This window comes from Streptomyces sp. NPDC101225 (assembly GCF_044767585.1).
Classification (GTDB): Bacteria; Actinomycetota; Actinomycetes; order Streptomycetales; family Streptomycetaceae; genus Streptomyces.
Map to the genome: position 1 here is coordinate 181,590 of NZ_JBIWOE010000010.1, position 24,080 is coordinate 205,669.

Below are 24,080 nucleotides of genomic sequence, written 5' to 3' on the forward strand. Positions count from 1 at the left end.
CGGGATGGTAGCCGCGCGGCACTCACGCACCGTGCCAAACGGTGGTGATGTTGCAGAACTCCCGGATTCCGTGCCCGGACAGCTCACGCCCGTATCCGGACCGCTTGACCCCGCCGAACGGGAAGGCCGGGTGCGAGGCGGTCATCCCGTTGACGAAGACGCCCCCGGCCTCCAGATCCCGGACGAACCGGTCGATCTCGGTGTCGTCCCGCGTCCATACGTTCGAACTCAGTCCGAACGGTGAGTCGTTGGCGATCAGTACCGCCTCGTCCAGGTCGGCCGCCCGGTACAGCGTGGCGACCGGTCCGAAGGCCTCCTCGCGGTGGACGCGCATCTCCCGGGTGACGTCGGCGAGGACGGTCGGCGGGTAGTACCAGCCGGGCAGTTCGGGCCGCCGCAGCCGGTGGCCGCCGCACAGCACCGTGGCCCCGCTGCGCGTGGCGTCGTCGACCAGCTCCTCGAGGTCGTCCCGCCCCTGCTCGCTGGAGAGGGGCCCGACGTCCGTGTCCTCCTCCATCGGGTCGCCGACCTTCAGCGCCTTCATGCCCGTCACGAACCGCTCGGCGAAGGCGTCGTAGACGTCCGCGTGGACGATGAAGCGCTTGGCGGCGATGCACGACTGGCCGTTGTTCTGGACGCGGGCGGTGATCGCGATCCGGGCGGCCCGGTCGAGGTCGGCGGACGGCATGACGATGTAGGGGTCGCTGCCGCCCAGCTCCAGCACCGTCCTCTTGACCATGTCCCCGGCGGTGGAGGCGACCGCGCGTCCCGCGGGCTCGCTGCCGGTGAGGGTGGCCGCCTTGACGCGTTCGTCGCGCAGGACGCCGTCGACCGCGGCGGAGCCGATCAGCAGCGTCTGGAAGCAGCCCTCGGGATGGCCCGCCCGGTGGAAGAGGTCCTCCAGGAACAGCGCGGTCTGCGGGACGTTCGAGGCGTGCTTGAGCAGGCCCACGTTGCCCGCCATCAGCGCGGGCGCCGCGAACCGGACGACCTGCCAGAGCGGGAAGTTCCACGGCATCACGGCGAGCACCGGGCCGAGCGGCCGGTAGCGGACCAGGACGCGCGAGGCGCCGGAGTCCTTCACGTCGGACTCCGCGGGCTCCTCGTCGGCGAGCAGTTCCTCGGCGTGGTCGGCGTACCAGCGCATCGCCTTGGCGCACTTGGCGGCCTCCGCGCGGGCCTGCTTGATCGGCTTGCCCATCTCGGTGGTCATCACGCGGGCGATGTCCTCGCCGCTCTCGTCGAGCAGATCGGCGGCCCGGTGCATCAGGCGGGCGCGCTCGGCGAACGTCGTGGTGCGATACGTGCGGAACGTCGCCTCCGCGAGCTGGAGCCGGCGCTCGAGCTCCTCCTCGCCCATGGCTTCGTACGTCTTGAGCGTCTCGCCGTTCGCCGGGTTCACCGTTGCGATGGGCATGGCTGACCTCCTCAGGGCGGGCTTGAATCGACCTTCCCGCGCGCCGCCGCCGACCGCAACGCGTGGGCGGCTGTGCGGTTACCGCGCACCTTCCGAGTGCTCGGCGAGCCGGTCGAGAAACACGCTCTGCGCCTTGACGATCACTTCGCGGGCGCCGTCCAGCCCGAACCAGGCCACCCGGTCCAGCTCCGGGAACTCCTGCGTCCGGCCGGAGCGCGGCGGCCACTCCATGACGAACGTGCCGGGGACGATCGCCGCCGGGTCCAGGTCGGCCCGGACCGCCCAGGCCGTCACCGTCTTCCCGCCGGACTGGCGGACCTCGCCCAGCTCCACCGCCGCGCCGTCGGGCGGCGGCAGCCCGAGCTCCTCCTGGAACTCGCGCCGGGCCGCGTGCCAGGCCGACTCCTGCCCGGGCACGTACTCGCCCTTGGGCACGGTCCAGGCGCCGGCGTCACGCCGGGCGAAGAAGGGGCCGCCCATGTGGCCGAGCAGCACCTCCGGCCTGCCGCCGGTGTGCCGGTACAGCAGCAGGCCCGCGCTGTGCCCGCCGCTCACGGGCGGACCTCCGGGTGCGCGGCGAGCAGTGTCTCCACCGTGTCCGCCTCCTCGGGGCGCTTGTCCTCGCGATAGCGGACCACGCGGGCGAAGCGGAGGGTGACGCCGGCCGGGTAGCGGGTGGACCTCTGCAGGCCGTCGTAGGCGATCTCGACGACGAGTTCGGGCCGTACGGTGACCACGTGGCCGCCGCTGTCGACGGCCAGTTCCTGGAGGCGTCCGGTCTGCCAGGTGAGCATCGCGTCGGTCATGCCCTTGAAGGTCTTGCCGAGCATCGCGAAGGAGCCGTCGGCGCTGCGGGCGCCGAGGTGGAGGTTGGAGAGCTTGCCGCTGCGGCGCCCGTGGCCCCACTCGGCGGCCAGGACGACGAGGTCCAGGGTGTGCACGGGCTTGACCTTCAGCCAGGACGCGCCGCGCCGGCCGGCGCTGTAGGGGGCGTCGAGTCCCTTCACGACGACGCCCTCGTGGCCGCCCTCCAGCGTCGCGGCGAGGAAGTCCTCCGCCGCGGCCACGTCGCCGGGGCCGGACACGAGGGTGCGCCGCACCCGCATCGGCTCGGGGACCAGCCGGGCCAGTGCGGCGTGCCGCTCGGCGAAGGGCAGGTCGAGCAGGTCGCGGTCGTCGACGGAGAGCGCGTCGAAGAAGACGGGGGAGACGGGCACGCTCTCGGCGGCCGCCGCGACGTCCACGCGGGAGCCGACCCGCCCGGCCGTCTCCTGGAAGGACCGCGGCCGCCCGTCCTCGCCGAAGGAGATCACCTCGCCGTCCAGGATGAACCGCCGATCCGTCAGCTCCCGTGCGGCGGCGGTGACTTCGGGCAGCCGGTCGGTGATGTCGTCGAGGGTGCGGGTGTAGATCCGCACGGTGTCGCCGTCCCGGTGGACCTGGACGCGGATGCCGTCCAGCTTCTCCTCGACCGCGCAGGCGCCGAGCTTGCCGGCCGCCTCCGCGACGGACGGGGCGCTGTGCGCCAGCATCGGCAGGACCGGGCGGCCCACGGTGAGCCGGAAGCGGCCGAGGGCCGCCGGGCCGTCGGCGAGCAGCGCCCGCGCCACCGACGGGAGGGAGCCCGCGAGCATGACCGCCCGGCGCACGTCGGCGGGGGGCGCCCCGGTGGCCTGTGCCAGGCCCTCGACGGCGACCGCGTCCAGGGCGCCCTGGCGCACCTCGCCGGTCAGCAGCCCGAACAGGAACCGCTGCTCCTCCTCGGTGGCCGCACCCAGCAACTGCCCGACCAGCCGGGCCCGTTCCGCCTGCGCGCCGGCGCCCGCGACCGTGCCCAGGCCGGTGAGCAGCGCGTCCACCTCGCGCACCGTGAGCGAGGGCTCGGCGGCCGGTGCGACCGGACGGCCCAGCACCTTCCAGCCGACGCCGATGCGCCCCTGGGGCAGCCGTCCCGCCAGGTACGGGATCACGATCGGGACGTCGTCCGCCTCGGCGTCCCGGAACAGCTCGGCGAGCAGGGCGATCTTCCGGGACCGCGCCGAGGTGGCGGCGACCTCCTGGGACACCTGGGCCAGACGGGCTAGCAGCATGCGGCCATGGTGCAACGGAGGCGGCGCCTCCACACCCCGACGGCGCCGGCGCTACACCCCGATCTTCGCGTCGAGGTCGGCCATCAGCAGCTCCCCGTTGATCGCGGCGCCCGCGCGGTAGCCGCGGCTGGCCGCGTTGATCACCTGCTCGGCGAAGCCGGAGGCGTTGCCGGCGGCCCACAGCCCCGGCACGGTCGTCAGGCCGCGGCCGTCGATCACCGGGTACGCGCCGAAGGGCGTCTCGGACATCTCGGCGCCGAGCTTCAGCAGCAGCTCGTTCCGCGGGACGGCGCGCGGCGCGACGAACAGCACCGACCGGTCGTGCGTGGTGCCTCCCCCGGAGGGGGTGCCCCCGGCGAGCCGCACCCCGGTCAGCCGGTCGTCCTCGACCAGCAGGCCGGCCACCTCACCGGGTACGACCCGGACCCCGGCCGCGGCGAGCCGGCGCAGGTCGTCGTCCGGCAGCTCCTGCTCGGCGACCTCGTGCAGGAAGAGCGTCACGTCGTTGGACCACTGGGAGACCATCAGCGCCTGGTGCACGCTCATCGGCGTCGTGGCCAGCACGCCGAAGGGCTGGTCGCGCACCTCCCAGCCGTGGCAGTAGGGGCAGTGCAGCACGTCCCGGCCGAAGCGCTCGGCCACCCCGGGAACCTCCGGGAGCTCGTCCCTCAGGCCGGTGGCGATCACCACCGCGCGGGCGTGCACGGTGCGGCCGCCGGCCAGAGTCACGGCGAAGTCCCCGCCGTCCCCCTCGCGCGTCGCGTCGACCGCCCGGTCCCGGACCAGCCCGACGCCGTAGCGCGCGATCTCCTCGCGGCCGGCCGCCAGGAACTCCGCGGGCGCCATGCCGTCCCGGGAGAGGAAGCCGTGCATATGGGCGGCGGGCGCGTTGCGCGGCTCGCCCGCGTCCACCACCAGCGTGCGGCGCCGGGCCCGGCCCAGGACCAGGGCGGCGGACAGCCCCGCCGCCCCGCCGCCGACGACGATCACTTCGTACTTCTCGGTCTGCTCCGTCATGGGGTGACCACCTCCTGGCCCGACGGTCGCGCGAGGACTGCCACATTGACAAACCGGTTTGCCGAAACTGCAATGAAGGCATGACGGACGACACGCGGACGACGGACGGTACCGACGAGGTCCTGGCGGAGGTCGGCCCCCGGCTGCGCCGGATCCGCAAGGAGCGGGGTGCGACGCTCGCCGGGCTGTCGGCGGCGACCGGTATCTCGGTCAGCACGCTGTCCCGGCTGGAGTCCGGGCTGCGCAAGCCCAGCCTGGAGCTGCTGCTGCCGATCGCGCGGGCGCACCAGGTCCCCCTCGACGAACTGGTCGGGGCGCCCTCGCCCGCCGACCCGCGCGTGCGCTCCGAGCCGATCGTCCACTTCGGCCGCACACACTGGCCGCTGACCCGTCAGCCCGGCGGCCTGCAGGCGTTCAAGGTGCTGGAGCCGCAGCGGAAGCCGGAGCCGGAGCCGCGGACGCACGAGGGCTACGAGTGGCTGTACGTGCTCTCCGGGAGGCTGCGGCTGGTGCTGGGCGACCACGACGTCGTGCTCACGGCGGGGGAGGCGGCCGAGTTCGACACGCGGGTGCCGCACTGGTTCGGCTCGACGGGGGAGGGCCCGGTGGAGTTCCTGAGCCTGTTCGGGCCGCAGGGCGAGCGGATGCACGTGCGGGCGCGGCCGCGGCGCAAGGGTGGCGAAAACGGCTGACGTCGGCTGTTCCCTCCGCGACAAGCGACCGCTTAGTATGCGAGGGACCCGGTCAGACTCCGGTCAGACGAAGCAGTCCCGTGGAGGCACCGCATGCAGGCATGGCAAGTGCACGAGAACGGCGAGCCGAGCGAGGTGATGCGGCTCGAGGAGGTGGAGCGGCCCACGCCCGGCGACGGCCAGGTGCTGCTGAAGGTGCGAGCCGCGAACATCAACTTCCCGGACGTGCTGATGTGCCGCGGCCACTACCAGGTGCGCCCGCCGCTGCCGTTCACGCCGGGCGTGGAGATCTGCGGCGAGACCGAGGACGGCCGCCGCGTGCTCGCCAACCCCGCGCTGCCCCACGGCGGTTTCGCCGAGTACGCCGTCGCGGACGCCGCCGCCCTGCTGCCCGCGCCGGAGTCGCTGGACGACGCCGAGGCCGCGGCCCTGCACATCGGCTACCAGACGGGCTGGTTCGGTCTGCACCGCCGCGCCCGCCTGGAGGCCGGCGAGACGCTGCTGGTGCACGCCGCCGCAGGAGGGGTCGGCAGCGCGGCCGTGCAGCTCGGCAAGGCGGCCGGGGCCACGGTCGTCGGTGTCGTCGGCGGGGCCGACAAGGCGGCGGTCGCCCGCGAACTGGGCTGCGACGTGGTGATCGACCGCAGGAGCGAGGACGTCGTCACCGCCGTGAAGGAGGCGACCGGCGGCCGGGGCGCGGACGTGATCTACGACCCGGTGGGCGGCGAGGCCTACACCCAGTCCACCAAGGTCGTCGCCTTCGAGGGCCGGATCGTGGTCGTCGGCTTCGCCAGCGGCACGATCCCCAGCCCGGGGCTCAACCACGCCCTGGTGAAGAACTACTCGATCCTCGGCCTGCACTGGGGCCTGTACGGCACCAAGAACCCCAAGCTGATCCTGCGCTGCCACGAGCAGCTCACCGAGCTGGCCGCCCGCGGCGCGATCAAGCCGCTGGTCAGCGAGCGGGTACCGCTGGACGGTGCCGCGGCCGCGGTGCAGCGCGTCGGCGACGGGGTGACCACCGGCCGGGTGGCGGTCGTACCGTCCCTCGCGAACGGAGCCGCGGTATGACCGACGCAGCCGACCTCACCCGCCGTACGGCCGAGTTGCTGGCCGCGCATCCACCGGCCACGACCGACCGCCTCGACTTCCTCAGGGCCCGCTTCGACGCCGGGCTGTCCTGGGTGCACTACCCCGAGGGGCTCGGCGGACTCGACGCGCCCCGCTCCCTGCAGGCCGTCGTGGACGCGGAACTGGAGGCCGCCGGCGCCCCCGACAACGACCCGCGGCGCAACGGCATCGGGCTCGGCATGGCCGCCCCGACCATCCTCAAGTACGGCACCGAGGAGCAGAAGCGGCGCTATCTGCGGCCGCTGTGGACCGGCGAGGAGGTCTGGTGCCAGCTCTTCAGCGAGCCGGGCGCCGGCTCCGACCTGGCGGCGCTCGGCACCCGGGCGGTCCGGGACGGCGACAAGTGGATCGTCAACGGGCAGAAGGTGTGGACGTCCGGCGCGCACAACGCCCGCTGGGCCATCCTGATCGCCCGCACCGACCCGGACGTGCCCAAGCACGCGGGCATCACCTACTTCGTCTGCGACATGACCGACCCCGGCGTCGAGGTCCGTCCGCTGCGCCAGATCACCGGCGAGGCCGAGTTCAACGAGGTCTTCCTGACCGACGTGCGCATCCCCGACGCCCGCCGTCTCGGCGAGGTCGGCGACGGCTGGCGGGTCGCGCAGACCACCCTCAACAACGAGCGCGTCGCCATCGGCGGCATGCGGCTGCCCCGTGAGGGCGGCATGATCGGGCCGGTCGCCGGGACCTGGCGCGAACGCCCCGAACTGCGCACCCACGACCTGCACCAGCGGCTGCTGAAGCTGTGGGTCGAGGCCGAGGTCGCCCGGCTCACCGGTGAACGCCTGCGTCAGCAGCTCGTCGCCGGGCAGCCCGGCCCGGAGGGGGCCGGCATGAAGCTCGCCTTCGCCCGCCTCAACCAGGAGATCAGCGGCCTGGAGGTCGAACTCCTCGGCGAGGAGGGCCTGCTGTACGACGACTGGACGCTGCGCCGCCCCGAACTGGTGGACTTCACCGGGCGCGAGGCCGGCTACCGCTACCTGCGCGCCAAGGGCAACAGCATCGAGGGCGGGACCAGCGAGATCCTGCTGAACATCGTCGCCGAACGCGTTCTGGGCCTGCCCGCCGAGCCGCGCACCGACAAGGACGTCGCCTGGAAGGACCTCGCCCGATGAGCACACCGCCCGACCTGCTGTACTCGGAAGAGGAGGAGGCGCTGCGGGCCGCCGTACGGGACCTGCTCGCCGACCACTGCGACGCGCCCGGCGTCATCGCGCGCACCGAGTCCGGCGCCCCGCACGACCTCGCGGCCTGGAAGGCGCTCACCGACGGCATGGGCCTGGCCGGCCTGCTGGTGCCCGAGGCACAGGGCGGCCAGGGCGCCACCCACCGCGAAGCCGCCGTGGTCCTGGAGGAGCTGGGGCGTGCGGTCGCTCCCGTGCCCTACCTCTCCAGCGCCGTCGTGGCCACCGAGGCCCTGCTGGAGTGCGGGGACCAGGAGCTGCTGGAGCGGCTGGCCTCCGGCCGCGCCGTCGGTGTGCTCGCGGTCGGCCTGCACCGCGCCCCCGGGACCGCCTTCCACTCCGTACGGCTGGACGGCGGCGCCCTGCACGGGGAGTTGAGAGGCATCGCGGACGCGGCCGCCGCGGACGTGCTGCTGGTGCCGGCCGAGGACGGCGGGCTGTACGCGGTGGACGCCTCCGACGCCACCGTCACTCCGCAGGCGTCCCTCGACCTCACCCGGCCGCTGGCGACCGTCACCCTCGACGGGGCCCGGGCACGCCGGCTCGGTGCCGCCGAGCCCGCCGTCCGCCGTGCCCTGCGGGCCGGCGCCGGGCTGCTGGCCTCCGAGCAACTCGGCCTCGCCGACTGGGCGCTGACGGAGACCGTGCGCTATCTGAAGGAGCGCAAGCAGTTCAACCGGCCGGTCGGCGGCTTCCAGGCGCTCAAGCACCGGCTCGCCCAGCTGTGGCTGGAGACCGTCCACCTGCGCGCCGCCGCCCGCAACGCGGCGGACGCACTCGCCACCGGCGAGGACGTCGACGTCGCGGTCGCCGTCGCGCAGGCCTACGCGGCACCGGTCGCCGTGCACGCCGCCGAGGAGGCGCTCCAGCTGCACGCCGGTATCGGCATGACATGGGAGCACCCGGTCCACCTCTACCTCAAGCGGGCCAAGGCCGATTCGATCGCCTACGGATCGGCCGGCGCCCACCGGTCCGCCGTGGCCGAACTCGTCGGTCTGCAAGCCCCCTGACCGCCTGCCCGTGAAGCCCGCCCCACCTGGGGCGGGCTTTTGCGTGCGGCTGCGCGGAAGGAGTGAACAAGGGGCGGCCGTCCGGCCAACTCCTGCCGTGTACAGGTTCGTTGAGGGGTGATCCGCCCCATACTCCCTGTGGTTCCGACCCGCCCCACAGGGAGGCACACCATGGCCCTCACCACCCGCCGCAGAGCCCTCGGCACGTTCGGTGCCGCACTCGCCGCCGTACTCGCCCCGCCCGCCGGCAGCGCGTTCGCCGAGGGGAACAGGCACCGGCCCCGCCCGCTGTGGCGCGCCCACGCCCACAACGACTACGAGCACCCGCACCCCCTCCTCGACGCCCTCGACCACCGCTTCGGCAGCGTCGAGGCAGACATCTTCCTCGTCGGCGACCAGCTGCTGATCGGGCACACCCCGGACGACCTGGACCCCACCCGCACCCTGGAGTCGCTCTACCTCGACCCGCTGGCCAGGATCGTCGAGGCCAACCACGGTTCCGTGTACCGCGGTCACCGCGGGTCCCTGCAGCTGCTGATCGACATCAAGACCGAGGGCGCGTCGACGTATCTCGAACTCGACCGCCATCTCCGTCGCCACCGGCACCTGTTCACCACGTACGCCCACGGGCGGGTGTACCCCGGCGCGGTCACCAACGTGATCTCCGGCGACCGCGCCGCCCGTACGCCGATGGAGGCCCAGACCGTACGGCGCGCCTTCTACGACGGCCGGCTCACCGACCTCGGCACCACCGCGCCCGCCTCCTTCGTCCCGCTGATCAGCGACAACTGGCAGCTCCACTTCACCTGGCTGGGCGAGGGGGCGTTCCCCGACGCCGAGCGGCACACGCTGCGAAGCATCGTCGGCCAGGCGCATCGGCGCGGGCAGAAGGTGCGCTTCTGGAACACGCCCGACCTGGCGGGTCCCGCCCGGGACGCCCTGTGGGCCGAACTCCTCGCGGCCGGCGTCGACTACCTCAACACCGACGACCTGGCCGGACTCGAGGCGTTCCTGGACGCCCACCGGGCGGCCTGAGGATCGGTCCGGACACCACCCGTTCGGACGACGGCCCAGCCGTCCCGACGAACCCTCCGCCGCGCCACACTGACGGTCGAACGCCGTGCACCGGACCCGGCGGCGTGGCGGAGGAGGCCGACGATGACGATTTCCCTCTCTGTGGTGCTGCTGCTGACCATCCTTGCGGTGATCTTCGTGCGCGGCGGAGGGCTGAAGTTCTCCCACGCGCTGGTGTGCGCGCTGCTCGGCTTCTGTCTCGCGAGCACGAGCATCGCGCCCACCATCCGCAGCGGCGTCACGGCGACGGCGGAGATCGTCGGCAGTCTGCGGCCGTGAGGATCACGGGCCGCTGAACACCCCGATGCCGTTGGGGACCGGACGTTCCGCGCCCCCGGACGGGTGGTTGCGCACGGTCGCCGAGCTCGCCCCGGGGGCGCGGGCGACCAGCGTCGTCGACCCGCCGCCGTCCAGGCTGAAGGCGTCGACCGAGCCCAGCGCCCGCATGGCGGCGGCCACTTCGGCGATCGTGAGGCCCTTGCGGTACTCGGGCGCGCCGTCCAGCGCGAACAGGAACACACGCCTGCCGCCCGCCGCGATGCCGACGGCGGTGCGCACCGCCGCGGTCGCGTCGTCCAGCCCGGCCCCCGGCTTCCCGCCCCGCAGCACCGGATAGCCGCCGAGCGCGAAGCTGTACGGGATGCGGGAGCGGGCGGCGACCAGCGCGTGCGCGACCTTCACCGGCTCGCCCGCCCAGAGCTTCCGCAGCCGCTGCGCGCCCGCCTCCCGGCCGACGAGGACCGTGGTGCCCCTCGGGACGGCGCCCGTGCCGGGGCTGTCGGACGCGGCGACGACCCGGCCGCCGCGGACCGTCACCTCATACGTGTCCGTACTGCAGGGGGCCGCCCGGTCGGTGTCCGTGCCGCAGGTGGCGCGGAGGCGGGAGACGCTGCCCCAGTCGGAGGTGAAGGCGCCGATCGAACCCTCCGGCAGCGCGTACTGGTTGAACCCGCCGAGCGGCAGCCGTCCCGCGGACGTGCGGATCGACCCGGTGAGGGTCATGTCGTCGAGGCGGGCCCGCCGGTCCACGCCCACGCCGAGGACGTCCCGGGTGCTGGTGCCGGGCGGCAGCGCGGGCCCGAAGCGCTGCCCGTCGGGCACCGCGGCCTTGAGCACGTGCCCGTGCGTGATCGCCGGGCCGTCGGTCGAGCCCGTCGCCTCCACGCCCGGGTGCTGGGTCTCGGTGATGTCGAAGAAGTCGCCGTTGACGCCCGCGACGGCGCCCTGGGCGTCGGCCATTCGGGACACGGGTGCCCGCGCGGCCACCGCCCCCGGGTGGAGCAGGCCGAGCCGTACGTGCCTGTCGCGCAGGTCGACGGTGACCACATGGGCGTGGACCGGGCCCTTGGCGCCCTGGATGTCGAACTGCCGGTAGGTGACCCCCGGCGCGAGCGGGGTGGAGCGCTGCACGGCGCCGGCCGGTGCCGCCCCCACCAGGGCCGCACCGGCCAGCGCGCCGAATGCCGTGAGAAACGTCAGCGCGGATCTCGCCGGCCTCCGAACCGGTCCGTCCGACCTGACTGCTGCGGAACGTCTCTGACGATGCGTCACAGTGCCCCCTGAGGGTTCGTCAACCGACGGGTGTCTCAGGGGAAGTGCAGCAGACCGGGGCGGTCCGGGGGACGGCTACGCGTCGACGACGCGAGAACGGGTGAGAAAACGCACCCCCTCGGGTGCTTCCAGCGAGAAGCCGCTGCCACGGCCCGCCACGACGTCCACGATCAGCCGGGTATGGCTCCACACCTCGTACTGGCTGCGCGACATCCAGAACGTCACCGGCTCCACCACCCCCTCGACCCGCAGTTCCGCCAGCAGCACGTCCGAGCCCCCGGTGCGGAACTCGCCCTCCGGGTAGCACATGGGGGCGCTGCCGTCGCAGCAGCCGCCGGACTGGTGGAACATCAGCGGACCATGGGTGGCACGCAGATGCCGCACCAGATCGGCGGCCGCGGGCGTGAGTTCGACGCGCGGGATCTCCTCGTACTGCGAGCTCTCCTCAGCCATGCCACCACAGCAGCACGGGCAAGGTTGCGAGAGGGTTGCACCGGCCCGGCGGCAGATCGGGTCGCTGCCGGAGGCGGCGGACGCCGCCCGACCCGCTCAGCGGGTGTTGTCAGCGGGTGTTGTACGGCTCCACCCGCAGCGTCGCGGCCGCCGCCGCCTCGGCCGGCCACGACACCGTCAGCGTGCGGGACTCGCCGGGCAGCAGCCACAGGTAGTTGTCGCTGTACAGGGCGGGCAGCACCCGGTGCCCCCTCGCGTCGACGAGGGAGACGCGGACCATCGCCGCCACCGAGGAACCGCGGTTGCGCAGCCGCGCCGTGAGCTCGCGGCGCGGGCCCGTGCGGCGCCTCCCGGTGGTGTCGACGGACACCCGCGACGGGGCGAGGGAGCTCAGCGCCCGCATGTCCCCGGGCTTGCCGTAGCGCCAGTAGGTGTTCTCGGAGAGCAGTCCGCCGTGCGCGTCCGTCAGCCGCAGGCGCAGCAGGTGGAGCGCCGGCAGGCCGTCCCCGCCGTCCAGGGTGAACGCGTCCGCCGTCGACGAGGGGGCCACGTCGACGGAGGCGCGCCGCTCGGCACCGAGCGCACGGCCCGCCAGGTCGTAGCGGCGGGCGGAGACCGTGGCGCCCTCGATCGAGCCGGGGGTGTGGTTGACGGCGATCACCCGGCCGTCCTCGGCGCCCAGTTGCACATGGACGGGCTCACCGGCCTTGCGGGCCCCGTAGTAGGCGCCGTTGACGTCGAAGTCGTAGTCGTACGTCTGCCACACCGTGCTGTACCAGGCCGGGTGGGACATCCACAGCATCAGCCCGCTCGCGTCGTGCCACAGGTGGGCGTTCCAGGCCTCGAACATGGCGCGGTGGTTCTCGTAGTTGACGAACTGCGCCTTGCGGCAGAAGTCGTCGAGGTCCTCGGCCGTGCCGAGCCGGCTCTCGATGGCGGCGCGGTAGTTCTGCGGGGCCTGGTTCCCCTTGGTGCTCCAGTCGTGGTAGTACCAGGCGCCGCCGATCGGCCATTCGGGCCCGTCGCCGACCAGACCGCGCATCGAGTCCGCGGTGGGTACGACCGGCATGCCGATCTCGGTGTGGAACCCGAAACTGCCGCTGCCGTACGTGGCGGGGGAGTTGTAGCGCTCCGGCTCCACCCAGCCGTAGGGGCCGCCGCCCGAGACGATCCCGCCCGCCGAGTTGTTCTGGTAGAGCACGTCCGGTGCCTGGCCGCGCACCGCGGCCCGCATGCCGTCGTCGACCGGCCCGGGCGGGTTGCCCTCGTTGGCGCCGCACCACACGACGACGCTCGGATGGATGCGGTAGCGGCGCACCGTGTCCTCGGCCAGGTCCAGGAAGCTCTTGTGGTCCGGCGGGTCCATGCCCCAGGCGTTGGGGAAGTCGTTCCACACCAGCAGCCCGTGCTCGTCGCAACTGGCGTAGAACTCCTCGCGGTCGGCGCTGCCCACCCAGTTGCGGATCATGGTGAAGTTCATGTCCCGGTGCATCCGCACCGCGGTGTCCGTGCGGGAGGCCGGCATGCGGCGCAGCAGTTCGTCCCAGCCCCAGTTGCCGCCGCGGCAGAAGACCCGCACACCGTTGACGCTGATCTTCAGCGGGACGGTGTCGTTGTCGACGGACTTCACGTCCGTCCAGGTCTCGCCGTCGTCGGAGACCTGGACGGTGTACGTCCTCGCGTACGCCGTCTCCCACAGGATCGCCACGCGGTCGAACGTCACCGGTGAGCCGAGGTCGACCTGGATCCACTGGTCGTCCTCGAAGGAGGAGGACCAGCGGGAGTCGGGGTCGCCGTCGGTGGCGTTGCCCGCTTCGTGGTCGTCCTCGTCGGCCGACGACGCCGTGGCCTGCCGGTGCAGGGCGAGATCCTTGCCGGGGGCGGAGCTGTCCAGGACCGACAGGCTCCACATCGACGCCCCCCAGCTCGTGGCCCGCTGGTGGCAGAAGACCCGCAGGTGCCGGGCCGTCCGCGCGGTGAAGTCCACGGTCTGCAGGGCCGCCGAGCCGCTGCTGCGGAACGGCAGCGGGACCGCCGTGTTGTCGACGTCCGCCGCGTCCGTCCAGTTGTCGCCGTCGTCGGAGACCTGGACGGTGAAGGTGCGGGCGTAGGCCTGCTCCCAGGTGATGACCACGCGGTCGAAGGAGACGGACGCCCCCAGGTCGACCCGGATCCACTGGTCGTCCTCGTACGCCGAGGACCAGCGCGTGCCGTCGTCGCCGTCGGTGGCGTTGGCGGCCTTGTTCCCCGGGTCGTCGACGGAGGAGGCGGTGGCGTCCTTGTGCAGGGCGAGGTCCGTGTCGGGCGCGGAGCTGTCGGCCACCTTCAGGGCCCACATGGACGAGCCCCAACTGGTCGCCCTGGTACGGCACATGATGCGGACGTGACGGGCGGTACGGCGGGTGAAGGTCACCGTCTGCGCGTACGCGTCGCTGCCGGACTGGAAGGTGAGCGGCACGTCCCACTCGTAGCCGAACTGGCGTATCCCGAACCGGGTGGTGCGCCGGTCGCTCTCCGCGCCGTCGACCGTGGCGGTGAGGGTGAGGTCGTGCAGGGCGGGGTCGCCGTAGCCGTTGGGCCACCACAGCTTCGGGTTTCTCAGGCGCAGTTGTGGGTGATCGGCGGGTGCGAAGGTGACGTCCGCCGTCTTGCCGCCGGGGACCGTGACGGTCCGGCTCAGGCGGATGCCGCCGAAGGCCGCGGAGACGGTGACACGCCGGTCGTCGGCGTCGGCGTTGCGCACCGGGACGAGGATCGTCAGCTCGGCGGTGGTGGTGCCCGGCAGGTCGGGCAGCCGGGTGTCGACCCGGGGGTCGCCGAGGACCGCGGCACCCGTGGAGCGCAGCCGGACGTGGTTCCAGATGCCGGCCGCGCGGTCGCGCACGGCGGGCATCCAGTCCCAGCCCGAAGAGGCCAGATACGTGGGCGAGTTGCGGTTCATCATGTTCGCACCGGCGTCCACCCAGGACAGGCCCGCCGGTCCCTTGTCACCCGGGCTGCCCGGGAACGGCATCGGCGAGATCCGCACGGCCAGCGCGTGCTCCCCCTTGCCGCCGGGACCGTCGCCGCCGTCGACGTCGCCGATCAGGCTCGTCACGTCGAAGGCGGCGCGGGCGAACGGGAAGGTCACGTCGCCGACCTGGCTGCCGTTCAGCCACACCTCGGCCTTGTGGTTGACCCCGTCGAACTCCAGCCAGAGGTGGCGCCCGGCGCCGGTGCGCAGGCCCTTGGGCAGGCCGAAGGCGCGCCGGTACCACCAGGAGTGACGCGAGAGGGCCTCCGGGACGTGGAGGTTGTTGAGGCCGGCCACCGGGTCGGGGAGCTTGCCCTGGTCCACGAGCGAGGTCAGCACGGTGCCGGGCACGGTCGCGGGCAGCCACCGGCTGGTAACCGCCGACGGCCCGGAGAGCGCGGCGCCGTCCGCGCCGGCCCAGTCGTCCATGGTCAGGTCCCAGCCGGACTCCAGCGGCACGGTGCCGTCGGCGGCGACCTTCAGGGCCGGGGGAGTGCGGTGGTGGGTGCCCCAGTCGGTCCAGCCGGTGACGTGCGGGCGGCCGCCGCGGCACGTGCCGTACACCTGGAAGCCGTTGAGGCCCAGCGGGTTCGCGTTGGAGCGCTTGTGCACGGTCATCCGGACCCAGCGTGCGGTGACCGGCTTCGCCAGCTCGATCTCCACCGCCCCGCCCTGGCCCGAGTCGGTCCGGTGGACCTCGGTCCACGTCGTGTGGTCGCGCGAGGTCTCGACGACGTACTCCACCGCGCAGCTGGAGAGGATCTCCTGCCCCGTGGTGTCGTTGCGCGGGTTGCCGCCGGGCGCGTCGACGTAGGGCGGGTCGTCCGAGGTCGCCTCGAAGGTGAGGTGGACGGAGGTGACCTCGCACTGCGCCTGGAGGTCGACGGAGATCCACTGCGGGTCGCCGGCCGCCGCGCGCCAGCCGGTGCCGCGTACGCCCGCCCGGGGGACGCCGTCCACCGCGAACTCGGCGGGAGTGGGCGCGTAGTCCGTGGAGGACACCGCGACCGGGCGGTAGGCGGCGAGTTCGCCGGGCCGGGCCGGCCGGCCGGAAACGGACGCGAGGGCGTCGGCGGGGAAGGCCGTGCCGAGGCCGAAACCCGCGAGGAGCGTGGACCCGGTGGAGAGCAGGGTGCGACGCGACGGTCTGAAGGACTGGTCCGACATGAACTGCGGCTCCGATCAGGGACATTGACCTCTGACAACGTTGCCAAACAGTGCACCCGGGCCTGGGTGGTGTCAAGGCCCGCGACGCGCTCCATCGGCTTGTTTGAATAAATTAGGAATTAATATTGACAGGATTCCGGCCACGGGCCACAGTCTTCGCCGTGACGACTTCACCCCTGCAAGGACTGGCGGCGACCGCCGCCATCGCGACCGTTCTCACCGTGACCGCCGTCCCCACGGCCACCGCGCAGAGCGCCGTCGACCAGGGCGCTCCCGCCTACTACGACAGCGGTCTCGCGCCCCGGCCCTACATGGGCTGGAACACCTACTACGGTCTTGGCGCACCCACCGAGAAGGAGGTGCGCGCCGTCGCCGACACACTGGTGGACAGCGGTCTGCGCGACGCCGGCTACGACATCGTGTGGCTCGACGGCGGCTGGCAGGCCGACAACCCCCGTGACGCACAGGGCCGGTTGACCGCCAACCCGGAGCGATTCCCCTCCGGCATCCCGGCGCTGGTCTCCGCTTTGCACGAGCGAGGGCTGCGGGTCGGCATCTACACCGACGCGGGCACCTACGACGGCGGCAAGAGCTGCGGGCTGGGCAGCCGCGGCCACTACGACCAGGACGCGCGGCAGTTCGCCGACTGGAAGGTCGACGCGATCAAGGTCGACTTCCTGTGCGGCATCGGCGCCCAGCTCGATCCGGGGCCCGCGTTCAAGGAGTTCAGCGACGCCGTCGCCAAGTCCGGCCGCAAGATGCTGCTGAACCTGTGCAACCCGCTCACCGACGACTGGGGGCTGCCGCACACCCCCGAGCAGGACGCGCACAACACCTACGTCTACGGCCCGACGACCGCCGACTCCTGGCGCACCGGCACCGACATCGCCTGGGGCACCCCGAGTCCCGGCCAGTGGCCCAACATCCTGCGCAACATGGACGCCAACGCCTGGCACCCGGAGGCCCAGGGCCCCGGCCACTACAACGACCCCGACTACCTCATCCCGATGCGGAGGATGACCGACGGGACGTACGAGCTGACGCGGGAGGAGTCCACCAGCCAGTTCGTGATGTGGGCCGAGATGGGCTCGCCGCTGATGCTCGGCTCCGATCCGCGCACCCTCTCCGACGAGATGCTGAGGACGCTGCGCAACCCGGAGATCATCGCGGTCGACCAGGACCCGCTCGCCGTCCAGGGCGTACGGGTGGCCACCGACGCGACCGGCGACGTCTACAGCAAGGTCCTGCAGGGACACGGCCGGCGGGCGGTCGTCCTGCTCAACCGGTCCGACCGGGCGGCCGAGCGGACCGTGCGCTTCGCCGACGTCGGCCTCGGCGGCCGGGTGCGGGTCCGCGACCTGCGGGCACGCGCCGACCGGGGCACGCACGCCAGCTCGTACACCGTCGAGGTCCCCGCGCACGGCACCGCGTTCCTGAAGCTGACCGGCGCGGACGCCGTGCCCGGCACGAGCCTCGGCGAACGGACGTCCGCGAGCCCGGCCGTGGTGCGCGACGGATCCGGGCTGACCACGTTCTTCCGGGGGCCGGACGGCGCGCTCGTCCAGCGCACCGACGGCGCACGGGCCCGCCGCCTGGGCGGGCCCGTGCACCACAGGATCCTCGGCCAGCCCGCCGCCTACGCCTCCGCCGGCGGCCGTGTCGACGTGTTCGTGCGCGGCACCGACGACCGCGCCTACCGGCGGGTGTACGACCACGGCCGCTGGGGCCCGTGGCAGAGCCTGGGCGGGCAGCTGACCGACGCGCCCTCGGTGGCCTTCTCCGGCCCGGCGCACTGGACGCTGTTCGCGCGCGGCGCCGACGGCTCGGTCGTCCGGCGCGGCCCGGCGGGCGGCTGGACCTCGCTCGGGCTGCCGGGCGGCAGGCAGACCTACGGCCGTCCGTCCGCCGCCGTCGACGCCGCGGGCCGCGTGCATGTCGCCGTGCGCACGGCCGCGGACGACATCTGGACCCGGACGCGGGACGCGTCGGGCCAGTGGTCGCCGTGGAGTTCGCTCGGCGGGACCGTCAGCGGCAGCCCGACCCTGGTCGCCACCGGGGACACGGTGCTGCTGTACGCGCGGGCCGCCGACTACACCCTCTGGCAGCAGCGGTACGCCGACGGCGCCTGGCAGGGGTGGAGCAAGCACCAGGAGTTCCCGAGCGCGGCCTTCGACGGCTCGCTCGGCGCGGTCGCCGGAGCGGACGGAGCCGTGGACGCGGTCTTCCGCGGAGTCGACGGCTACCTGCACCGCATCCAGTTCACGTAAATGAGGAATCCGACATGACCAACCTTCAGCCCAGCCGCCGCCGGGTCCTGGCCGGACTCGGAGCCGCCGGGACGGCGGCACTGCTCAGCGGCTGCGTCACCTCGACCTCCTCGGGCAAGACGTCCTCCGAGGGAGATGTGACCCTCCAGTCCAACCTCTCCGCCCCGCAGGCCAAGGCCGCGATGCAGGACATCGTCGCGGCCTACGCCAAGAAGGGCTCCGGCAGGGCGAGTCTCAACACGGTCGCCGCCGAGACCTTCCGCACCCAGCTGCCCACGTACCTCACCTCGGCCAACCCGCCGGACGTCTACACCTGGTACCCCGGCTCGGTGGCGGACGCGTACGCCAGGAAGAACCTGCTGCTCGACCTCGACGAGGTGTGGGACTCCTCGCCCGACCTCAAGCGCTACTCCACGGCGCAGAACCGTCTGTGCACCGCCAGTTCGGGCAAGAAGGTCTTCGTGCCCGCCACCTACTACTGGTGGGGCATGTTCTACCGGAAGTCCCACTTCGCCAAGTGGGGCGTGCGCGAACTCCCCAAGAGCTGGGACGACTTCCTCGGCCTGTGCGACAAGCTCAAGAGCAAGGGCATCGCGCCGATCGGGCTCGGCGCCGGCGGCAACACGCCCTGGGTGGCGTCGGCCTGGTTCGACTACCTCGACATACGGATCAACGGCGCCCGGTACCACCGCGAACTCCTCGCCGGGAAGCACCGGTTCGACGACCCCGAGGTGCGCAGGGTCTTCGACCGCTGGCAGGAGGCGCATCCCTACTTCGACCCGAACGGCGTCGCCATCCCCTTCCAGGACGCCACGACCGCCCTGCTCAACGGCAAGACCGGCATGATGCTCATCGGCACCTTCTTCGCCGACGCCGCGCCCAAGAACGCCCTGGACGACATCGACTTCTTCCGCTTCCCGGTCATCGACGCCAAGGTCCCCCTCGCCGAGGAGGCCCCCGTGGACGGCTACTTCGCCAGCGCCCGCACCGGCCGTCGCGAGCAGGTCTACGACCTGATGCGCTACCTCGCCACCGCGGAGGCCCAGGAGACCTACATCAAGGGGTCCTCCGGCACCGTCCTGCCCTGCAACCCCGACGCGAAGGACGCCGGGACCGCACTGGTGAAGAAGGGCCGCGAGCACGTCGACTCGGCCGCCGAGATCACCCAGTTCTTCAACCGCGACTCCAGCGACGCGCTCCAGCCCACCGCGGACACCGCGCTGACCAAGTTCCTGGCCAGGCCCAAGTCGATCGGCTCCATCCTGACCGACTGGCAGCGCGACGCCGAGAAGATCTGGAACGCCTGAGATGGCCGTCCTGACCGCACCCGAACGGAAGTCCCCGGCCCGCGCGCCCGCGGGCGGCAGGCGGGCCCGGGGCTCCCGGCGCACCCCGCCCCTCGTCCTCGCCTTCGTCCTGGTCCCGCTGCTCGCCGAGTCCGTGTGGGTCTTCTGGCCCGCGCTGCAGGGCTTCTACCTCGCCCTCACCAGGTGGGACGGCGTCTCGGCGCCACGGTTCGTCGGCCTGGACAACTTCCGGGAGATGGCCCACGACGACGTCTTCCGCAGCGCGGCCGGCCACACCGTGCTGTGGCTGGTCGTCTTCGGCGGCCTGTCCGCCGTGCTCGGGCTCGCCGCCGCCCTGCTGCTCCAGCAGGAGCGGCGGGGCGTCGGCTTCTACCGCGCCGCGCTGTTCCTGCCCGTCGTCTTCTCCCTGGTCGCGACGGCCCTGGTCTGGCAGGCGATCTACCAGCCCGACGGCGTCCTCGACCGCCTGCTGGACGCGGTCGGCTTCGGCGGCCTCCGGCACCCCTGGCTCGCCGACCAGGACACCGCCCTGTACGCGGTGATCGTGCCCGCGCTGTGGCGGCAGATCGGCTACGTCATGGTCCTGTACCTGGCCGGGCTCAAGGGCATCGACCCGGCGCTCTACGAGGCCGCGAAGGTCGACGGCGCGAGCGCCTGGCAGCGCTTCCGCCACGTCACCCTGCCCCAACTGCACAGCGTCAACGCGGTCGTTCTGTCGGTCATCATCATCGACTCGCTGCGCTCCTTCGACGTCGTGTGGTCCCTGACCCGCGGCGGCCCCTACCACTCGTCCGAGCTGCTGAGCACCTACATGTACTCGACCGCCTTCCAGTCCCTGCGCCTGGGCTACGGCTCCGCCCTCGCCGTCGTCATCTTCGTGCTGGCCTTCGGTGTCATCGCCTCCTACCTCGTCCGCGCCTTCCGGGAGGCCGACTGATGTCCGCCAACTCCACGGCGGTGCGCCGTAAGCGGGCCACGACGGCCGGATTCCACCTCGGCGCGGGCGCCCTGGCCGTCCTGTGGCTGCTGCCCATCGCCCTGGTCCTCGTGACCAGCCTGCGCTCCTTCGACGACATCGCCGCCCACGGCCTGGGCAGCCGGCCGCACTCCTTCACCCTGTCCAACTTCGGTCGGGCGTGGTCCGACGGCGGCCAGCAGCGCGCCCTGATCAACAGCCTGATCGTGACCGTGCCCTGCGTCCTGATCACGCTCGCCCTCGCCGCGATGGCCGCGTTCGCCCTCAGCCGCTACGCACTCCCCTTCCGCCGCGCGCTGCTGCTGCTCATGCTCGGCGGCAACCTGCTCCCGCCCCAGATCCTGCTGATCCCGGTCTCCAAGCTCAGCGAGATGATGGGCGTCTACGACACCCTGCCCGCGCTGATCGGCGTGCAGATCGGCTTCGGCGTCGGCTTCTACGTCTTCGTCCTGCACGGCTTCATGCGGTCCATCCCGGCCGAGATCCAGCAGGCCGCGGTCGTCGACGGCGCCGGACCCTGGCAGATCTTCTGGCGGATCATCCTGCCGCTGACCCGCCCCGCCTTGGCCGCGCTGAGCGCCCTGTCCTTCACCTGGATCTTCAACGACCTGCTGTGGGCGATCACCGTCCTGCGCAGCGACACCAAGATGCCGATCACCGCCGCGCTCATCGGGCTCCAGGGCCAGTACGTGTCGATGTGGAACGTGATCGCCGCCGGCTCCGTCATCGCCGCCGCCCCGACGGTCGCCGTCTTCCTGCGCTTCCAGCGGCACTTCGTGGCCGGCCTCAACCTGGGAGCCGTCAAGTGACCCACCGGCGCTGGACCCTGCGCACCGGGCACACCAGCTACACCGTGCGCCTGTCCCCGGACGGCCCGTGGGCCGAGCTCGACGCCTGGGGCCCGCTCGGCGTCGAGGACGGCCCCTCCGCGCTGGACTGGTCGCACCGCACCCACTTCGTCACACCCGCCGACGCGGCCCCGGCCGAGTACCTGCCCCACGGGCTGCGGCCGTTCGCCGGCGCCGACCTGGTGGCGGCGCGACCGGGCCAGGAGCGGGGCGTGTGGTGGGAGTTCGACGGCGCGGAGGAGGGCGAGGGCACCCTGCGCCTGGCCTTCGCCGACCGCCTGCTCGGCCTCCGTACGGTCCTGTGCTACGAGACCGTGCCGGACACGGACGTGGTCCTCCGCTGGACGGAGCACACCGCCGGCCCGGAGGAACTGCGGCTGGAGCGGTTCGACTCGGCCGCGGTGACCGTCCCCGTCACCGGGGAGGCCGCTCGGCTCACCTACCTCTCCGGCCAGTGGTCGCAGGAGTTCCGGCGCACCCGACTCGACCTGTCCCGCGGCACGTTCGGCATCGGCAGCCGGCAGGGCGCGCCCGGACACGCCTACGCGCCCTGGCTCGCCGTGCAGGACGGGGACGCCGACGCCGCGTACGGCATCGCCCTGGAGTGGTCCGGCAACTGGCACATGACGGCGGAGGCCGAGCCGGGCGGCAGCGTGCGCGTGCGCGCCGGCCGCGTCCCGCACGAGGGCGCCGTGCCGCTGGCCCCCGGCGAGACCCTGGTGACCCCCCGTCTGGCCTGCGCCTTCAGCCCGGAAGGGCTCGACGGCCTCTCCCGCGTCTGGCACCGCTACGAGCGCCGGCTCTCCGGCGAGCGGCTGCACCGCCCGCGCAAGGTGCTCTACAACTCCTGGGAGGCGACCGGCTTCGACGTCGAGGCGGCCGGGCAGCTCGAACTGGCCGAGGCGGCCGCCGGCATCGGCGCCGAGCTGTTCGTGGTGGACGACGGCTGGTTCACCGGGCGCGGCGACGACACCGGGGGGCTCGGCGACTGGGACCCCGACCCCGCGGCGTTCCCGGACGGCTTCGGGCGGTTCGTCGACGACGTCCGCGCGCTGGGCCTGGACTTCGGCCTGTGGGTCGAGCCCGAGGCGGTCAGCCCGGGCAGCCGGCTGTACGCCGAGCACCCCGAGTGGGTCTACCGGATCGAGGGCCGCCCCGCCCGCCTGGTCCGCAACCAGCTCCTGCTCGACCTCGGCCGCGCGGACGTGCAGGACTTCGTGATCGGCACGCTGGACCGGCTGCTGGGCGCCCACGCCATCAGCTATCTCAAGTGGGACATGAACCGCCCGCCCACCGAGCGCGGCCGCCCCGGCGCCGGGGCCGCCGAGCGCCTCGACCTCGACGCCGGACACGTCGCCGGATACCTGCGCGTCCTCGACCACCTGCGCACCACCCACCCCGGCGTCACCGTCGAGGGCTGCGCGGGCGGTGGCGGCAGGATCGAGCACGCCACGATCGCCCGTACCGACGTCGTCTGGCCCAGTGACAACACCGCCCCGCTGGACCGGCTCGCCACCCAGCACGGCTTCCTGCACGCGCACGCCCCGCACCTCATGAGCTCCTGGGTCACCGACGCCCCCGGCATCTTCGACCCGCGCCCGCGCAGCCTCGCCTTCCGCTTCGTCAACGCCATGTGCGGGGTCCTGGGCATCGGCGCCGACTTCCGCGCCTGGAGCCCGGAGCAGCGGACCGAGGCCGCGCGGTGGATCGCCCGGTACAAGGAGGTGCGGGACGTGATCCACCACGGGGAGGCCCGGCTGCTCGGCGGCCCCGAGGACAGCACCTGCGGCGTGCAGTACGACGCGGGCGACCGGACGGTCGTCGCCGCGCTGAGCACCGGCCGCCTGGACGGCGCCCCGCTGCTGCCCGGCCGCCCCGACCGGCTGCGGCTGCGGGGACTCGACCCGGCGGCGCGCTACCGCGACACGGCGACCGGGACGCCGTACGGCGGGGCCCACCTGCTCCACCACGGGCTCCCGTTCTCCTGGAGCGCCCGCTACGACGCGGACCTGGTCGTGCTGACACGTGAACCCGGTCGTGCCGGCCGGTGAGCGAGCCCCTTATGTTTTCGAGCAAGCCCTTTCGAAGGAGTCGGATTCCACGATGGACCAGCCCGTACGACGGCACGGCGCCCGTTTCACCGGCCGCACGGCCGTGGTCACCGGAGCGGCCTCCGGCATCGGAGCCGCGACCGCCGCACGTCTGGCCGGTGAGGGAGCGGCCGTCGTGCTCGCCGACGTCGCCGAGGAGCGCGGCGCGGCGGTGGCGGAGCGGATCGGCAAGGACGGCGGGCGGGCCCGGTTCGTGACCGCCGACGTCGCGGCCGAGGAGGACTGGGCGAGGGTCGCCGCCGCCGCGCGCGCCTTCGGGCCGGTGGACGTCCTGGTCAGCAACGCCTTCACCGTCGACGTCACACCCGCCCACGAGATGACCCTGCCGTCCTGGCAGCGCCAGCTCGACGTGAACCTGACCGGCAGCTTCCTCGGCGTCCGGGCCCTCCTGGCCGATCTCCGGGAGCGGAGCGGCGCGGTGGTGCTGACGTCCTCCGTGCACGCACACCGCGGTATCCCCGGGCATCCCGCGTACGCCGCCGCCAAGGGCGCCCTGCTATCCCTGTGCGGGCAGCTCGCCGTCGAGTACGGGCCCGAGGTGCGGGTCAACGCCGTCGTACCGGGACCGATCCTGACCGGGGCCTGGGACAGGGTGCCCGAGGAGGAGCGCCGGCGCAGCGTCGCGGAGACCGCCGCCCGGCGCTTCGGGACGCCCGGGGAGGTGGCCGCGGCCATCGCCTTCCTCGCCGCCGACGAGGCGTCCTACATCACCGGCACGAGTCTCGTGGTGGACGGCGGCTGGAGCGTCGTGAAGGCATCGGCATGACCG

General features: G+C 73.1%; 19 protein-coding genes. 12 read left to right on the plus strand and 7 right to left on the minus strand.

Features of this window, described 5'->3' with window-relative positions; genetic code table 11:
* Window positions 1-22 precede the first annotated feature (22 nt).
* The 4 genes from ACIRPX_RS17435 to ACIRPX_RS17450 form a co-directional block, all read right to left on the minus strand.
* A complete protein-coding gene (locus tag ACIRPX_RS17435; RefSeq protein ID WP_404194710.1) occupies window positions 23-1,417 on the minus strand; it encodes an NADP-dependent succinic semialdehyde dehydrogenase in 1,395 nt (464 codons plus the stop codon).
* 78 nt (window positions 1,418-1,495) lie between these two features.
* Window positions 1,496-1,972 carry an NUDIX domain-containing protein gene (locus tag ACIRPX_RS17440; RefSeq protein WP_404194713.1) on the minus strand — a complete coding sequence of 159 codons (477 nt, stop codon included), beginning with the start codon at window positions 1,970-1,972 and terminating at the stop codon, window positions 1,496-1,498.
* Window positions 1,969-3,507, minus strand: coding sequence for an ATP-dependent DNA ligase (locus ACIRPX_RS17445; RefSeq protein ID WP_404194715.1), 1,539 nt, complete (start codon window positions 3,505-3,507; stop codon window positions 1,969-1,971). Before ACIRPX_RS17445 ends, ACIRPX_RS17440 begins: the two co-directional genes overlap by 4 nt.
* A 51-nt stretch (window positions 3,508-3,558) precedes the next feature.
* A complete protein-coding gene (locus ACIRPX_RS17450; RefSeq protein WP_404194718.1) occupies window positions 3,559-4,524 on the minus strand; it encodes an NAD(P)/FAD-dependent oxidoreductase in 966 nt (321 codons plus the stop codon).
* 80 nt (window positions 4,525-4,604) lie between these two features.
* Between ACIRPX_RS17450 and ACIRPX_RS17455 the strand changes: the two genes are divergently transcribed.
* The 6 genes from ACIRPX_RS17455 (at window position 4,605) to ACIRPX_RS17480 (ending at window position 9,897) form a co-directional block, all read left to right on the plus strand.
* Window positions 4,605-5,216: a helix-turn-helix domain-containing protein gene (locus ACIRPX_RS17455; protein WP_404194721.1), complete on the plus strand. Its 612-nt coding sequence runs from the start codon at window positions 4,605-4,607 to the stop codon at window positions 5,214-5,216.
* A 93-nt stretch (window positions 5,217-5,309) separates the two neighbouring features.
* Window positions 5,310-6,287 (plus strand): NADPH:quinone oxidoreductase family protein, encoded by a 978-nt coding sequence (locus tag ACIRPX_RS17460; RefSeq protein WP_404194723.1) that lies wholly within the window; start codon window positions 5,310-5,312, stop codon window positions 6,285-6,287.
* A complete protein-coding gene (locus tag ACIRPX_RS17465) occupies window positions 6,284-7,465 on the plus strand; it encodes an acyl-CoA dehydrogenase family protein (protein ID WP_404194726.1) in 1,182 nt (393 codons plus the stop codon). Before ACIRPX_RS17460 ends, ACIRPX_RS17465 begins: the two co-directional genes overlap by 4 nt.
* Entirely contained in the window at window positions 7,462-8,544 is a 1,083-nt protein-coding gene (locus ACIRPX_RS17470; protein ID WP_404194728.1) for an acyl-CoA dehydrogenase family protein, read from the plus strand. The genes ACIRPX_RS17465 and ACIRPX_RS17470 overlap by 4 nt, the downstream gene beginning before the upstream one ends.
* A gap of 171 nt (window positions 8,545-8,715) precedes the next feature.
* Window positions 8,716-9,579 (plus strand): phosphatidylinositol-specific phospholipase C/glycerophosphodiester phosphodiesterase family protein, encoded by an 864-nt coding sequence (locus tag ACIRPX_RS17475; protein ID WP_404194731.1) that lies wholly within the window; start codon window positions 8,716-8,718, stop codon window positions 9,577-9,579.
* A gap of 123 nt (window positions 9,580-9,702) precedes the next feature.
* Window positions 9,703-9,897 (plus strand): hypothetical protein, encoded by a 195-nt coding sequence (locus ACIRPX_RS17480; RefSeq protein WP_404194734.1) that lies wholly within the window; start codon window positions 9,703-9,705, stop codon window positions 9,895-9,897.
* A 3-nt stretch (window positions 9,898-9,900) separates the two neighbouring features.
* Here the strand turns inward: ACIRPX_RS17480 and ACIRPX_RS17485 are convergent, their stop codons facing one another.
* The 3 genes from ACIRPX_RS17485 to ACIRPX_RS17495 form a co-directional block, all read right to left on the minus strand.
* Window positions 9,901-11,052, minus strand: coding sequence for a phosphodiester glycosidase family protein (locus ACIRPX_RS17485; RefSeq protein WP_404194736.1), 1,152 nt, complete (start codon window positions 11,050-11,052; stop codon window positions 9,901-9,903).
* A 192-nt stretch (window positions 11,053-11,244) separates the two neighbouring features.
* Window positions 11,245-11,622, minus strand: coding sequence for a DUF779 domain-containing protein (locus tag ACIRPX_RS17490; RefSeq protein WP_404194739.1), 378 nt, complete (start codon window positions 11,620-11,622; stop codon window positions 11,245-11,247).
* A 109-nt stretch (window positions 11,623-11,731) separates the two neighbouring features.
* Window positions 11,732-15,802: a discoidin domain-containing protein gene (locus ACIRPX_RS17495; protein WP_404194742.1), complete on the minus strand. Its 4,071-nt coding sequence runs from the start codon at window positions 15,800-15,802 to the stop codon at window positions 11,732-11,734.
* A 161-nt stretch (window positions 15,803-15,963) separates the two neighbouring features.
* Here ACIRPX_RS17495 and ACIRPX_RS17500 point away from each other — a divergent pair, with 161 nt between their 5' ends.
* The 6 genes from ACIRPX_RS17500 to ACIRPX_RS17525 are packed head-to-tail and all read left to right on the plus strand — an operon-like array spanning window position 15,964 to window position 24,077.
* On the plus strand, window positions 15,964-18,069 hold the full coding sequence (locus tag ACIRPX_RS17500) for a glycoside hydrolase family 27 protein (RefSeq protein ID WP_404194744.1): 2,106 nt from the start codon (window positions 15,964-15,966) through the stop codon (window positions 18,067-18,069).
* A 14-nt stretch (window positions 18,070-18,083) separates the two neighbouring features.
* A complete protein-coding gene (locus ACIRPX_RS17505) occupies window positions 18,084-19,376 on the plus strand; it encodes an ABC transporter substrate-binding protein (RefSeq protein WP_404194747.1) in 1,293 nt (430 codons plus the stop codon).
* 1 nt (window position 19,377) lies between these two features.
* Entirely contained in the window at window positions 19,378-20,313 is a 936-nt protein-coding gene (locus ACIRPX_RS17510) for a carbohydrate ABC transporter permease (protein ID WP_404194750.1), read from the plus strand.
* Window positions 20,313-21,161 carry a carbohydrate ABC transporter permease gene (locus ACIRPX_RS17515; RefSeq protein ID WP_404194752.1) on the plus strand — a complete coding sequence of 283 codons (849 nt, stop codon included), beginning with the start codon at window positions 20,313-20,315 and terminating at the stop codon, window positions 21,159-21,161. Before ACIRPX_RS17510 ends, ACIRPX_RS17515 begins: the two co-directional genes overlap by 1 nt.
* Window positions 21,158-23,251, plus strand: coding sequence for an alpha-galactosidase (locus ACIRPX_RS17520; protein WP_404194755.1), 2,094 nt, complete (start codon window positions 21,158-21,160; stop codon window positions 23,249-23,251). The genes ACIRPX_RS17515 and ACIRPX_RS17520 overlap by 4 nt, the downstream gene beginning before the upstream one ends.
* A gap of 52 nt (window positions 23,252-23,303) precedes the next feature.
* On the plus strand, window positions 23,304-24,077 hold the full coding sequence (locus ACIRPX_RS17525; RefSeq protein ID WP_404194757.1) for an SDR family NAD(P)-dependent oxidoreductase: 774 nt from the start codon (window positions 23,304-23,306) through the stop codon (window positions 24,075-24,077).
* Window positions 24,078-24,080 lie beyond the last annotated feature (3 nt).

Excerpts from the sequence above, each read along its gene's own strand:
- ACIRPX_RS17470 (WP_404194728.1), top strand. The coding sequence starts at position 7,462 with ATGAGCACACCGCCCGACCTGCTGTACTCGGAAGAGGAGGAGGCGCTG.
- ACIRPX_RS17460 (WP_404194723.1), top strand. The coding sequence starts at position 5,310 with ATGCAGGCATGGCAAGTGCACGAGAACGGCGAGCCGAGCGAGGTGATG.
- ACIRPX_RS17505 (WP_404194747.1), top strand. The coding sequence starts at position 18,084 with ATGACCAACCTTCAGCCCAGCCGCCGCCGGGTCCTGGCCGGACTCGGA.
- ACIRPX_RS17455 (WP_404194721.1), top strand. The coding sequence starts at position 4,605 with ATGACGGACGACACGCGGACGACGGACGGTACCGACGAGGTCCTGGCG.
- ACIRPX_RS17490 (WP_404194739.1), bottom strand. The coding sequence starts at position 11,622 with ATGGCTGAGGAGAGCTCGCAGTACGAGGAGATCCCGCGCGTCGAACTC.
- ACIRPX_RS17445 (WP_404194715.1), bottom strand. The coding sequence starts at position 3,507 with ATGCTGCTAGCCCGTCTGGCCCAGGTGTCCCAGGAGGTCGCCGCCACC.
- ACIRPX_RS17475 (WP_404194731.1), top strand. The coding sequence starts at position 8,716 with ATGGCCCTCACCACCCGCCGCAGAGCCCTCGGCACGTTCGGTGCCGCA.
- ACIRPX_RS17435 (WP_404194710.1), bottom strand. The coding sequence starts at position 1,417 with ATGCCCATCGCAACGGTGAACCCGGCGAACGGCGAGACGCTCAAGACG.
- ACIRPX_RS17480 (WP_404194734.1), top strand. The coding sequence starts at position 9,703 with ATGACGATTTCCCTCTCTGTGGTGCTGCTGCTGACCATCCTTGCGGTG.
- ACIRPX_RS17510 (WP_404194750.1), top strand. The coding sequence starts at position 19,378 with ATGGCCGTCCTGACCGCACCCGAACGGAAGTCCCCGGCCCGCGCGCCC.
- ACIRPX_RS17515 (WP_404194752.1), top strand. The coding sequence starts at position 20,313 with ATGTCCGCCAACTCCACGGCGGTGCGCCGTAAGCGGGCCACGACGGCC.
- ACIRPX_RS17495 (WP_404194742.1), bottom strand. The coding sequence starts at position 15,802 with ATGTCGGACCAGTCCTTCAGACCGTCGCGTCGCACCCTGCTCTCCACC.
- ACIRPX_RS17525 (WP_404194757.1), top strand. The coding sequence starts at position 23,304 with ATGGACCAGCCCGTACGACGGCACGGCGCCCGTTTCACCGGCCGCACG.
- ACIRPX_RS17465 (WP_404194726.1), top strand. The coding sequence starts at position 6,284 with ATGACCGACGCAGCCGACCTCACCCGCCGTACGGCCGAGTTGCTGGCC.
- ACIRPX_RS17450 (WP_404194718.1), bottom strand. The coding sequence starts at position 4,524 with ATGACGGAGCAGACCGAGAAGTACGAAGTGATCGTCGTCGGCGGCGGG.